The 14224-nt window shown below is 28.1% G+C and carries 11 protein-coding genes; 8 read left to right on the top strand and 3 right to left on the bottom strand.

Annotation, left to right across the window (positions count from 1 at the left end):
- Positions 1-247: 247 nt before the first annotated feature.
- The 3 genes from GN161_RS00435 to rpiA all read left to right on the top strand — a co-directional run bounded on the left by GN161_RS00435 (position 248) and on the right by rpiA (position 3627).
- Entirely contained in the window at positions 248-1429 is a 1182-nt protein-coding gene (locus GN161_RS00435; protein ID WP_159714413.1) for a phosphoglycerate kinase, read from the top strand.
- 106 nt (positions 1430-1535) lie between these two features.
- Positions 1536-2618: a class II fructose-bisphosphate aldolase gene (gene fbaA, locus GN161_RS00430; RefSeq protein WP_159714411.1), complete on the top strand. Its 1083-nt coding sequence runs from the start codon at positions 1536-1538 to the stop codon at positions 2616-2618.
- A 349-nt stretch (positions 2619-2967) separates the two neighbouring features.
- A complete protein-coding gene (rpiA, locus tag GN161_RS00425) occupies positions 2968-3627 on the top strand; it encodes a ribose-5-phosphate isomerase RpiA (protein WP_159714409.1) in 660 nt (219 codons plus the stop codon).
- A 262-nt stretch (positions 3628-3889) separates the two neighbouring features.
- On the opposite strand, the gene GN161_RS00420 is transcribed toward rpiA, so the two are convergent.
- The gene (locus tag GN161_RS00420) at positions 3890-4501 is read right to left on the bottom strand and encodes a 5-formyltetrahydrofolate cyclo-ligase (protein ID WP_159714407.1); all 612 of its coding nucleotides are present in this window, start codon (positions 4499-4501) and stop codon (positions 3890-3892) included.
- Positions 4502-4653: 152 nt separating this feature from the next.
- Positions 4654-4998, bottom strand: coding sequence for a cell division protein ZapA (zapA, locus tag GN161_RS00415; protein ID WP_159714405.1), 345 nt, complete (start codon positions 4996-4998; stop codon positions 4654-4656).
- A gap of 778 nt (positions 4999-5776) precedes the next feature.
- Between zapA and ubiH the strand changes: the two genes are divergently transcribed.
- Both ubiH and GN161_RS00405 read left to right on the top strand, forming a co-directional pair.
- Positions 5777-6967, top strand: coding sequence for a 2-octaprenyl-6-methoxyphenyl hydroxylase (gene ubiH / locus GN161_RS00410; protein ID WP_159714403.1), 1191 nt, complete (start codon positions 5777-5779; stop codon positions 6965-6967).
- A 31-nt stretch (positions 6968-6998) separates the two neighbouring features.
- Entirely contained in the window at positions 6999-8228 is a 1230-nt protein-coding gene (locus GN161_RS00405; protein WP_159714401.1) for an FAD-dependent monooxygenase, read from the top strand.
- Between the two features lie 27 nt (positions 8229-8255).
- On the opposite strand, the gene ygfZ is transcribed toward GN161_RS00405, so the two are convergent.
- Entirely contained in the window at positions 8256-9374 is a 1119-nt protein-coding gene (gene ygfZ / locus GN161_RS00400) for a tRNA-modifying protein YgfZ (RefSeq protein ID WP_236840103.1), read from the bottom strand.
- Positions 9375-9804: 430 nt separating this feature from the next.
- On the opposite strand from ygfZ, the gene prfB reads away from it, so the two are divergent.
- The 3 genes from prfB (at position 9805) to lysA (ending at position 13876) form a co-directional block, all read left to right on the top strand.
- Positions 9805-10864 (top strand): peptide chain release factor 2 gene (prfB, locus tag GN161_RS00395; protein ID WP_420021886.1). Its coding sequence is split into 2 segments (ribosomal slippage): positions 9805-9819 and positions 9821-10864, totalling 1059 coding nucleotides; the frame shifts between segments, so codons are not numbered across the junction.
- Positions 10865-10904: 40 nt separating this feature from the next.
- Complete coding sequence (lysS, locus tag GN161_RS00390; protein WP_159714396.1) at positions 10905-12398, top strand: lysine--tRNA ligase; 1494 nt, start codon at positions 10905-10907, stop codon at positions 12396-12398.
- 209 nt (positions 12399-12607) lie between these two features.
- Entirely contained in the window at positions 12608-13876 is a 1269-nt protein-coding gene (gene lysA, locus GN161_RS00385) for a diaminopimelate decarboxylase (protein WP_159714393.1), read from the top strand.
- Positions 13877-14224: the final 348 nt, after the last annotated feature.

Below are 14224 nucleotides of genomic sequence, written 5' to 3'. Positions count from 1 at the left end.
TAATTATAAATCAGATTATTATTCAGCAAATTAGTAATAATTTTATTTTTAAAAGTACATTACATGTTTTTCTTCATACATGCGCATATATCAGTATATTGTAACTATTAATGATATGTAAATTTTTACAGTTTCCATTTTTTAGTTTTCAAATAATTTATTAAGCACAATATGTAGTAAGAGAAAGATGTTTTAACCATTAATATATAATTGTTTATATTGTTTTATACATAAAAGGTTGCCCATCATGACTATGATTAAAATGAGTGATTTAGACCTAACGGATAAACGTGTTTTAATTCGTTCTGATTTAAATGTACCTGTTAAAAATGGAGTTATTACTTCTAACAGAAAAATTCACGCATCGTTACCTACTATTGAATTAGCTTTAAATCAAAGTAAACGTGTTATGGTAATGTCTCATCTGGGTCGACCAATAGAAGGAAATTATAATGTGCAATTTTCTTTGCAACCTGTAGTTGATTATTTAAAAAAAAAATTGGTTACTCGGCGGGATATCAAGGAAGTACGGCTGGTTAAAGATTATTTAGAAGGAGTGAGTTGTACAGAAGGAGAGCTGTTAGTTTTAGAGAATGTACGGTTTAATAAAGGGGAAAAAAAAGATGATGAGATGTTATCTAAGAAATATGCTATGTTATGTGATGTGTTTGTCATGGATGCATTTGGCAGCGCTCATCGTACACAGGCTTCTACGCATGGCATAGGTAAATTTGTTTCTTTAGCTTGTTCTGGGCTTTTATTACAAAAAGAATTAGAAGCTTTAGGTCAGGCATTACATTCTCCTATGAGACCAATGGTTGCGATAGTTGGGGGATCTAAAGTATCCACTAAATTGATTGTTTTAGATGCTTTATCAAAGATTGCAGATTATCTTATAGTAGGAGGGGGTATTGCAAATACCTTTTTGGCGGCTCAAGGGAGAAAGGTAGGTAAATCGTTATATGAAGAAGAATTGATACCTACAGCAAAACGCCTTTTAGAACATTGTGATATACCTATTCTTAGTGATGTGCGAGTAAGCACGGAATTTTCTGAAACAGCTCAGGTAACTATGAAGGCTGTGGTTGACATTAAGGATGATGAGCAAATTCTTGATTTGGGTGATGAATCTATTTCTCGAATATTAGATATTTTAAATTGCGCTAAAACTATTCTTTGGAATGGTCCAATTGGGGTATTTGAGTTTCCAAATTTCAGAAAAGGTACGGAAATGATATCTCATGCTATTGCTGAAAGTGATGCTTTTTCTATTGTTGGAGGAGGTGACACTTTAATGGCTATTGATTTATTTAATGTTTCCAACCAAATTTCTTATATTTCTACCGGAGGTGGTGCTTTTTTAGAATTTATTGAAGGCAAAACGTTACCAGCAATAAATATGCTTGAAAAGCATATTTTAAATAATTAGAAAGTATACATGTTGTTGGTTAACAAGTTGTTTTTATAAAGATACATACGGTATGTGTTAAAATAATACTGTATAGGCGTGTTCGTTAAAAAATAGAAGAGAATACATGACTAAGATACTTGATTTTGTAAAGCCAGGTGTAGTTACTGGAAATGATGTACAGAAGATATTTTCTTTTGCAAAAGAAAATAGTTTTGCTTTACCAGCAGTAAATTGTATAGGTATAGATTCAATTAATGCTGCATTAGAAGCTGCAGTTAATATGCAAGCTCCAATTATTTTACAATTTTCTAAAAAAGGATCTGCTTTTATGGCAGGATATGGTTTAAATGACAACAAAGTTGATTGTTCTACAGCAGTGTTAGGAGCTATTTCTGGGAGTTTACATGTGCATCATATTTCTAGTTATTATGGTATTCCTGTTATTTTACATACTGATCATTGCGCTAAAGAAAATTTGTCCTGGATCGATGCTCTATTAGAGTTGGGTACAAAACATTTTTCTGAAACTGGTAGTCCATTATTTTCATCTCATATGATAGATTTATCTGAAGAATCTTTAAAAGAAAATATAGAAATTAGTTCACAGTATTTAAATCGTATGGATAAATTAAATATGACTTTGGAGATAGAGCTAGGTTGTACCGGAGGAGAAGAGGACGGTATAGATCATCATCATCTCAATCATTCATTATTGTATACAAATCCGGAAGATATAGCTTATGCTTATGAAAAGCTTCATATTATCAGCCCGAGATTCATTATAGCCGCATCATTCGGAAATGTACATGGTGTATATAAACCAGGAAATGTACGATTAGATACAAAAATTCTTCAGAAATCGCAGGAGCACGTTTCTAATAAATTTGGATTACCTAATAATTTTTTGAATTTAGTATTTCATGGAGGATCTGGATCTACAAAAGAAGAAATTAGAGAAGCTATTAGGCACGGAGTTGTAAAAATGAATATTGATACTGATATTCAATGGGCCACTTGGGAGGGGATTTTAAAGTATTACCATAAAAATAAAAATTTTCTTCAAACTCAATTAGGTAATCCATATGGAAATGATCAACCAAATAAAAGATTTTATGATCCACGTATCTGGATTCGTGCAGGACAAAAATCGATGGTTAAGCATTTAGAGAAAGTATTTTCTATTTTAAATGCTATTAATGTTTTATAAAAATAATTTTTATTAGTGAAGAATTTTCAAATGCGTTAGAATAGATTTGTAGTCAATGATATCAGTATCATGTTGTTATTAAATTTAATGGAGGTTATTGAATATATTTGAAAGTATATTAAATTTTTTAAATTTCAAGATAGATTATCATACAATTGGTTGGTCATGATGTAATATCGTCGTATATTATATAATAATAATAATAATTATATAGTTGTATGGTATTTAACTCTCACTAAATGTCATTTTTTGACTTATATAAAATGAAAATTATTGTTAGAAATTAACAGTGATAGATTAAAATTAATATGCACTAAATATATAAATATACGTCGCGTATAGGTGACATATGGTAAAGGATCAATTAAAAAAATCAGTAGGTTGGGCGGCTTTACAGTATATTCTGTTTAGCAGAGTTATAGGAGTAGGCACTGGTTCTACTGTGACATATTTTATTGAAGCATTAAATAGTGTCAAAGATAAAATAGAAGGTGTAGTATCTAGTTCAAATCACTCATCTAATCAATTAAAAAAGCTAGGTATTCCTCTATATAATCTTAATAGTTTACACGAATTAGATGTATATTTTGATAGCGCAGACGAAATTGATATACATATGCAAATGATTAAGGGTGGAGGTGGAGCTTTGACTAAAGAAAAAATTATTGCTGCTGCAGCTAAAAAATTTGTTTGTATTGTTGATAGCAGTAAACAAGTAAATATATTAGGACGTGGTCCAGTGCCGATAGAAGTGATTCCTATGGCTCGCTCATTTGTAGCAAGGGAATTGATTCGTTTAGGTGGATTGCCGGAATATAGGCATAATATGATTACTGATAATGGAAATAATATTTTAGATGTATATAATATGAAGATTACAAATGCATCTTTATTAGAGACAAAAATTAATAATATTCCAGGAGTAGTAAGTGTTGGTATATTTGCTCAGAGACGGGCCGATATCGTATTAATTGGAACAAAAGATGGTATCAAAACAATTATCTCGTAATTCTTTTGTTTATGAAAAAAATAAATTTTAGTAATGTAAAATTTAAAAAAATATTTTAAATATATAGTCTATTAATTAATATAAATTATACTCATTTTTAACATAACTACAATCAAGAAGTTCTGATAATCAATATAATTAGGTTAATATTAATTGTTTAAAATTATAAAATTATTTATTTATATTTAAAAATATACGACATATTCATAAAATTAAAATATAAAGATAATACATATTTTTTGTTTAGAATGGTATGTATCGTTTAATGATCGTTTGAAATTAAATGATAAGATGGGGTTATAATTTCTGGTAGTGTTATATCCCATGTTTCTACAGGAAATAATTGAGTTGGTATTTTTTGAAAATTGTATGCCAATCCTATGGGTACATAGTTATTTTGATGTTTCCAATTTTTTAAAGTTCTATCATAAAAACCACCGCCCATACCTAATCGGTGTCTGTGAGTATCAAATGCAACTAATGGCACAAATATAATATCTAATTTTTCTATAGGTACAATAGAATCGGTATTCCATTTAGGTTCGTATATATTTAGGTGATTATATATAAGAGGCGTTGAGAATGTATATTCTGAAAATAATAAGTAATCAGATTTTAGAGAAGGTATAATGGGTAAATATATGTGTTTATGCATAAATAATAAAGTTCGTATTAGTAAATTAGTGCTTATTTCTCCGTCAAAAGAAACGAATGCTGCTATGTGTGTTGATCTGTACATATGATTTATAGTCATAATTTTATTAGTTATTAATTGCGCCGCTGTATGCTGTTCTTGAAATGTTAAAGTGCGACGTATAGTTCGTATGTATGTACGAATGGATTTTTTATATGTTGTTTTATCATTGATATACATATCAAATACTATTTGTATGGAAATAATATAAATTTATGTGTTTTTATATAAAATAAGCATTTATATATGGTCTTATATGAGTTATTTTTTATATTTTTGTTATCTACTATATACTCTGTATTTCTCTAAAATATAAAACATAATATATGTATTTACACGTGTTTAGAACATTCTAATGGACCATTAGAATGTTCGGTGATGTGAATATGTGCAACTAAAGCTTTTTCGATTGTTTTTTGTAACAACAGAATATGTTGCTCAATGTTAGTAGCGTATTCACGTGTTTTTAATTTTTCTTGAGCTAATTCATGACATATATTTAAAGCAGCTATAAATACCAATTGTTCAGTATTAGTTACTTTTGTTCTAATTTTTAAGTCTTGTAGTCGTTGAGTCAAATCTTCTACTGCTTTATTTAAAGCATCCTTTTGTTGAGATGGACAATTAATCCGTAATGTTCGACCAAAAATTTGAATATCTGTTGGTTGTTCAGGCATATTTCTTTCCTGGTATTTAATTTATTTATATTTTTTTAATGATTATATATTATGATAACAATGATTGTATGATTATATGCATAAAAATTTTTAATAAATACTTGATAAAATATAGCGGCATTGTGTAATTATATGCACATAAAATAACTAATTATCGTTATTATATTTGTAAATATTTAAATATAAAACCTTTGTATATATTAAAATATAATTAATAGGTTTTTAAATATAAAAAAATCTAAAAAGTTAGCATACCATAAATTTTATCGAAAATTAATTCATATAGACTGCATGGGGATTCTTCTATAATCTATAGAGTTGAATTGTTTTGCCAAGATACATGAAAACAATAATATGTTTAATATGTAATTTTCTAATGTCTTTAAAAGATTTATTTAATTGCTTCGTTGTTAATGATAATTTTTATTATGAAACTTGGTACGTATAATTATATTTTAATAAATATTTTATAATTTTCGATTATTACATAATGGTATGAATATATTTTATGTATTATAAGCGAATAAGCGTTATTATAAATAAATTGTAATATATATGTTGCAATTTATATTCTAAAGTTAACTGAATAATGATTGTGTTTCAAAAGTATGTTCGTTATAAAAAATAATATTTATATAATGAATTGTTTGTTATAGCATGTTTATTATATATAGTATAATATACAATATTTATTACGCTGGCTTGATCATTTAGTTTTGTACAATTGTAATTTTTGTTTGATACTAAAATGTAGTATTTGCATATTAGATAATAATTTATGTCTATTATTATAAATGGCGGGGGAATAACCGGCGCAATATTAGCGTTAATGTTATCTAAATTAACCAAAGGAGACGTGGAAATATCTTTAATAGAAAAGCATTCTCCTTATTGTTGTGATGCACAATTATCTTTAAATATATGTCCACCTCAGGTAATAGCTTTGTCCCGAGGGGCTTATTCTGAATTAATACGACTTAATGTGGCTCCAATTTTATCTTCTTGCTCTACTATTATAAAACAAGTGGAAGTTAGTGAATATCCTTGGTTCAACAAAGTATTGATTAAAGCCCGAGATTATCAATTATCAGAATTGGGTTATGTTATTGAACTGAATATTTTTCGAAAGAGATTATTTGATATTTTATGTAATCAATCCACTGTAACTGTGTATTGTCCAGCGATTTTAAAAAAAATTAAACGTGAAAAAAAAAATAATATAATTATATTAGATAATGGTTATCAAATAGTTTCAAAATTGATGGTAGCAGCAGATGGAGCATACTCAGAGTTAGCAACTAATTGCGGTATGCAATGGTTTAGATGGAATTATCAACAAATTGCTGTAGTTTCTAAAATTACCACTGAAATACCTCATTTCGGAAGAGCTTTTGAAATATTTACAGAACATGGACCATTAGCTGTGTTGCCTATGTCTAATGATTATAGTGTTTTAATTTGGTGTATTTCTGATACACGACAAAAAGAGGTATCTATATGGAATAAGAACAAATTTTCTCAAGAATTACAAAATATATTTGGATGGAGATTAGGAAAAATTTTAAATGTAGAAAGACGATTTTTTTATAATCTTTGGTTGACACGTGCTCACAGTCATATTAGTCACAGATTAGCATTAGTTGGAAATGCGGCACAAAGTTTACATCCTGTTGCGGGACAAGGATTTAATCTTGGATTACGTGATATTGTGGTGCTGTCTAAGGTAATTGTGCAAGCACTATATCAAAATCTAGATATAGGAGATTATTCTGTGTTAAACAAATATCAGAAACACAGATATTTAGACCAATGTAGAATCATTAAAATTACCGATGGTTTAGTACGTTTATTCAGTAATCATCACTTACCACTTGTTGTTACTCGAAAAATGGGCCTATTTTTTTTAAGTTACAGTACTCTATTAAAACATCTTTTGGTAAATGTGATATTAAATTGGAAAACAGATTAATTTAATAATAATAGTATTATAATATAATAATATGGAAAGTTTTGATCTATTAATTGTAAATCAAGGAATTTCTGGATTAGCATTGGCTTGTGGACTGAATGATTATTTTCGTATAGCAATCATAGAAAATAAGATTTCATCTCATATTGATGAAACAGAGGAATGGAATGTTAATATGTCTCTAGTTAATATAACTAGCACAAAAATACTTCAGTATCTAAAAGTTTGGAATCAAAATATATCAAAATCTTCCAGTTTGTTGCATAAATTAGAAATCTTTACAATGAACAATATACAGAAAACTGTTTTTAATACTGGTTATTTAGGATATCTTGAATTAGGATATATTACTGATAATAATTTGATATATCAAGCGTTAGTTGATCGTGCGCGACAATTAAGAAATATTATATTTATGGATTCAAATTTACCTGATGCAATAAATTATCATGATGATGCAGCATTTATTACGGTAAAGAATAATTATATATTTAAAGCTCAATTAGTGATAGGAGCAGACGGAATTAATTCTTGGGTAAAAAACGCTGCAAATATTTCTTCAATATTTATGGATACTAAATATTATGGATTAACTACTATTATTTACACTGAAAAAAATCATAAAAATACTCTTCGTTGTATCATTCATAATGATGGGTTGTTGGTGTTGTTGCCGTTAAAGAACGCACATCTTTCTGTTGTTTTTTGGTTATTACCACCATATACGGCTAAAAAATATCTATATATATCTACTTCCACTCAATCTATTAATTACGATTTAATTGAAATCTGTAATGTATTAGGTCATTGTGTTGTATGTGATAATATAAAATATAAGATTTTCTTACCGAGGATACAATATACACATAATTTTATAAATCATCGTTTGGTATTATTAGGGCAAGCTGCATATACTATATGTCCTTTTTTTTTTCAAAATATTAATGTAGATCTGATAGATGCAGCAGTGTTATTACATCATCTAAAGACACTGAAAAAAAATCACAAAGATATTGGACTTTATGGTAATCTAAAGCATTATGGGTGCAACAGAAAATATAGAATAACTAAAAGTTTCATGAATATCTCATGTATTCATATGTTACTTCGTGATAAGAGTTATTTATTAAAATGTATACAATATTTTATTTTTTATTTCATTAACACTATGCCTAATTTAAAAGTAGGTGTATTACATCATATTATGGGGTTAGATGATATGCCACAATGGTTACTGAAAGATCGTTATGAGTACAAATAGATATTATTATGCTTGTGTAAAAGTTATTTAAATTTTATTAGTATTAATAACAAAAAAAATGAGACTGTCATTAGTGTGTATATTTGTAATTTTTAATTCTGAAGGTCCTAAAATTGCCCTATTTAATACTACTTGTATCCATATGTTATTTTTTTTAATTTGACAGTGTTGTAAAACAACACCAATATTTTGCCAATGTTGGTCTTTTATTTTTAATAATACTCGATCACCAGGTTCCGGTAATTTATTATTATTCTTGTAATGAATGATGCCAGTTAACCGATACAATGCTTGTTTATTGGATCCACGGTACTTAACACGAGCAATAGATTCTTGTCCAATATAACAACCTTTATTAAAACTAATGCCTTGTAATGCATCTATATTAACAGATTGAGGCATAAATAGTTCACTGGTTATCGGTTCAATAATTGGATAACCTGCTTCCATATCTAATGAGATCCATTGACGGCTATTATTAAATAGTATGCAATATTTTGATTTACTCCATAAGTGATGTAATATTGATCTTTTGTTAATAATCAACAAAAACCGTTCTATTGGAGCATCAAAATAAAGTAAAGTGACATTTTTATCGTGCACTACCGTATGCGTTTTATTTGGTAGAATTGCAAAAAACGTGTTTAAATGTTGTCTTGCATGTGTTCCAGTAATTCCAATAAGTACTGCATTGTAATCAGGAGTGATAGTAACATTAGAGAATACTATATATTTTTTCATTTCTGTAATCTGTTTTTTATATATATTAAGGCGTACAATATATGCCATTTCTTGAGGTCTGGTGTGGAAAACATACATATTGCTAATCATTTTTCCTTTTGGATTACAATGTGCTGAGAAATTGTATTTATTTTTTTCTAGATTTTTAATATCACAAGTCAATTGATTATGTAAGTATTGCGTTACATCTGGGCCATATAATCTTATTAATATCCACTCCTCAAGGGAGATGAATGTTAGTGGTAAATCTTGTGAAGGCACAGGATAATGTCCTGAAAAAACTATATGAGGAAAGATCATATTTTCCTTATGAATAAAATAACCCCCCAAATAAATATTATATAATACATATTGTTTGGTTCTATCACTTAAATATTTAAACGACTTAGTATATCCTGGATACATTATCACAAACATTTGTTATTATAAATTTAAAATTAAATAATTTATCAGTTTTAAACTTTATGTGATGATTGACATCATAATAAGTATTGATATACACCGGGTATATGATAATAATTGATGAGGATACTATTTTTTAATATATAGTTGTTTGCAAGGTTATTTAACATAAAATAAATAAAAATATAAAACAGTGTATGGTTACTAATAACTGATAATATTCAAAATAATTATAATAAACAATCAAATTAAATTATATAATTAATAGCATAATAAAACAAATATCTTTATATATTTATGTAGCAATTTTTTATTGTATTGTAGTGTACATAGCCGTATATGTAATATATGAAATAATATAAATAAAAATATACGTTTAAGGAATAAAATTTTTATGATAGATATTAATCTTACTAAACAAGATATTCAACTTATGTTAAATAGAGCGCTTAAGTTTAAGGATGATTTTTAACTATAATCTTAAGAAAAAACATTTACAGATAATTAGCGCTGAACTAAAATCACCTGGTGTTTGGAATAATCCTAAAATAGCAAAAGTTCTAAGTCAGAAATCTTCTTCTTTAAAAAATTTTATTAACGTTGTTGATCAACTTATTAAAGATTTATCGGATTTAAATGATTTATTAGAATTAATCGAGAAATATGATGATACCTTGGTGAATGAAATTCATGATCAGTTAATTGATTTAGAACGTATATTATCTCAGTTAGAGATTAGTCGTATGTTTATAGGAAAATATGATGACTCTAATTGTTATGTTGATATTCAATCGGGGTCTGGAGGTATAGAAGCGCAAGATTGGGCTGGCATGTTGTTACGTATGTATTTGCGTTGGATGAATCATAAAGGTTTCATAATTGATATTACTGAAGAATCAGTAGGAGAGGTTACTGGGATAAAATCTGCTACTATTCAAGTTGTTGGGCCTTATGCATACGGTTGGCTGCGTACTGAATCTGGCGTTCATAGGTTAGTTCGCAAAAGTCCTTTTGATTCTTCTGGAAGACGTCATACTTCATTTGCTTCAGTTTTCGTATATCCAGAATCGGATGATAGTATAAATATTAACATTCGTCCAGAAGATTTGCGTTGTGATGTTTACCGAGCTTCTGGAGCAGGAGGGCAACATGTTAATCGCACGGAGTCTGCAGTACGTATTACGCATATACCAACCAATATAGTTACTCAATGTCAAAGTGATCGTTCACAACATAAAAATAAAAATCAGGCAATGAAACAATTAAAGGCTAAATTATATGAACTGGAATTACAAAAGAAGAACGATGAAAAAAAAATGAGAGAAAATAATAAAGTAAATATTACCTGGGGTAGTCAAATACGATCGTATATTTTAGATAGTTCTAGAGTTAAAGATTTACGCACTGGTTTTGAAAAACGTAATATTAAAGCTGTTTTAGATGGAGATCTAGACGATTTTATAAAAATTAGCATTAAAAAAATAATTAAGTGAAATCTGTAGTGACTAAGCACGTGTATTTAAAGGATCAGTTATGTCAAAATTTAATATCGATGATGAATTAAATATTCGTCGGAAAAAATTATCTCAACTCCGTAAAACAGACGTAGCATTTCCAAATGATTTTCGTCGTGATTTTATCTCTAATGAACTACACAAAAAATATGCTCATACATCCAATGCAGAATTAATACAGTTAAATATTGAAGTAAGTATAGCAGGACGCATAATAAGTCAGCGAATCATGGGAAAAGCATCTTTTATCACTTTACGAGATGCTGAAGGTTGTATGCAGTTATATATTACTGCTAGTTCATTAGAAAAAAATTTATATAATAAGAGTATAAAACAATGGGACTTAGGAGATATTCTGGGAGCGCGCGGTACACTGTTTAGAACACGTACTGGGGAATTATCAGTATATTGCAAAGAAATTCGTTTATTAACTAAATCATTACGCCCATTGCCAGATAAATTTCATGGTTTAAATAATCAAGAAACAAAATACCGTCAAAGATATTTGGATTTAATTGTTAATGAACATACAAGAGAAATATTTAGAATGCGTTCTTTAATTATTTCTGAGATACGTCAGTTTATGAAACAACATAATTTCATGGAAGTAGAGACACCAATGATGCATACAATTGCAGGAGGGGCTATAGCACATCCTTTCATTACGCATCATAATAAATTAGGAATGGATATGTATTTACGTATCGCTCCAGAATTATATTTAAAAAAATTGGTGATAGGTGGTTTTGAGCGAATATTTGAAATAAATCGTAGTTTTCGTAATGAAGGAATTTCCTGTTATCATAATCCTGAATTTACAATGATGGAAGTATATATGGCTTATGCTGATTATCGTGATATAATTGCTTTGGTGCAAAATTTATTATGTTCAGTAACACGAAGAGTATTAGGTAGTAATATTGTACGTTATGGAAATTATGAATTGAATTTTAAACATCCTTTTGCTCAAATAAGTATAAAAGAAGCTATCTTTTATTACTTACCAGAAACTAGATCTCAAAATATAGATGATATATATACTGCTATTTCTATTGCAAAATTATTTGGAATTAAGGTCAAAAATTGTTGGACGTTAAACGAAATACATATGGCTATTTTTGAAGAAGCAGTAGAAAAAAAAATTATTCAACCAACTTGTATTACTTCTTATCCGATAGAAATGTCTCCATTAGCACGTCGTAGTGATAATAATCCAAAGTTTGCGGATCGTTTTGAATTGTTCATCGCTGGGAGGGAAATAGGAAATGGTTTTTCAGAATTAAATGACCCAGAAGATCAAAAAGAACGTTTTTTAAAACAATCCGATGAGAAAAAAGATAAAAACAACACTAATTTTTATGTAAATTACGATGAAGATTATTTAATCGCATTAGAATATGGATTACCTCCTACTGCAGGTATTGGAATAGGAATTGATCGTTTAATAATGTTGCTAACTGACAAACATACTATTCGTGATGTAATTCTATTTCCTACACTTCGTCCAAAATAAAGTTTTTAAACTTTTTATATATATCTAAAAGCTACTATAACATTACGCAATTTAGTGATTCTTTTAATAAAAAATTAAATATTAATTAATATTGTTTGATTTTTTGTAATACGAATTTGTATTCGACTTATTTTAATTATGTTCGATTACACAATTGTAAAATTTTTTAATATTGAAATATATTGTAATAAAAACAATAGGAATACAGCATGACATACAATGCATTAACCCATATCAATACCCTTTCCTATGAAAAATTAATAAAATTACATAAAAAATATAAAGGACCAGTATGGGTATATGACGCCTCAGTTATAGTTAATCGTATTACACAATTACAACAATTTGATGTTGTACGATATGCTCAAAAATCTTGTTCTAATATTCATATCTTGCGATTGATGTATAATCATGGAGTTAAAGTAGATTCTGTTTCTTTAGGAGAAATTGAACGCGCATTATTAGCCGGTTTTAAAACGGGAAAGCAAAGTGATGAAATAGTTTTCACTGCTGATATTTTAGAGGAAGAAACATTATTGAGAATATTAGAACTAAATATTACTGTTAATGTAGGCTCGATAGACATGTTAGCACAATTGGGCGCTTGTTCCCCTAGACATAAAATATGGTTACGTATTAATCCTGGATTTGGATATGGACATAATCAAAAGACTAATACTGGAGGAGAAAATAGTAAACATGGTATTTGGCATGAAGATATTCTAAAAGCTTTATCTTACATTCACCATTATGATCTACAATTGGTTGGGTTGCATATGCATATCGGTTCTGGAGTGCAGTATGATCATTTATCTAAGGTATGTAATGCAATGATCCATCAAATTTTAAAACACAAAATAGATGTACAGGTTATTTCTGCTGGAGGGGGATTAACAATACCGTATCAAGATGATGATATAATTTTAGATATAAATCATTATTTTCATTTGTGGAATAATACAAGGAAACGTATTAGTCAGCATTTGCATCATACAGTAACATTGGAAATAGAACCTGGTCGCTTTCTTGTTGCTGAATCAGGGATGTTAATTACACAAATTAGAGCGGTAAAAGACATGGGTCGTCGTCATTTTGTATTAGTAGATGCAGGATATAATGATTTAATGCGTCCAGTAATGTACGGTAGTTACCATCATATTTCATTGGTGCCTGGAGACAATCGTAGTATTACTTCAGAGGCATTACGTGATACTGTTGTTGGTGGTCCATTATGTGAATCTGGAGATGTTTTTACACAAAGTATGAATGGAACAATATTAGCACGTAAGTTACCTTGTTCAACAAAAGTAGGGGATTATTTAATATTTCACGACACTGGTGCATATGGTGCTTCTATGTCTTCTAATTATAATACTCGTCCGTTATTACCAGAAGTTTTATTTGAAAATGGACAAATTCGTCAAATTCGTCGAAAACAAAAATTGGAAGATCTATTTATGTTAGAAACAATAGAATAATTTTTTAAATAAAAATTTTTAAATGATTGAAAGTTATTTAAATGACATCAATATGGGATTATATAAATTGTTTTAATAAATTATTTGTATTTAATGAGCAAAATTTTTTAATTAAAATAGATAAATATTTTAATGTTATATTGATTTTATTGATATCATTATTTATTAAATAATATTTTATTATGTGGTTTTTAAATGAAACATAACAGACTGTGAATTAATCATATATAAAAATAAGTTTTTATATTTTTGATGTAAATGTAGATTCATGATTAAGTATAATATTTTTTAATAATATCATGCTCAAATTTTTTATAAAATGTTCTAACGATATTTGTTTCAAATAGT

It is taken from the genome of Blochmannia endosymbiont of Camponotus nipponensis, assembly GCF_009827135.1.
In the GTDB taxonomy this organism is placed as follows: domain Bacteria; phylum Pseudomonadota; class Gammaproteobacteria; order Enterobacterales; family Enterobacteriaceae; genus Blochmanniella.
The sequence above is the reverse complement of the archived record's forward strand: the minus strand, read 5'-3'. Positions and strand labels throughout refer to the sequence as shown.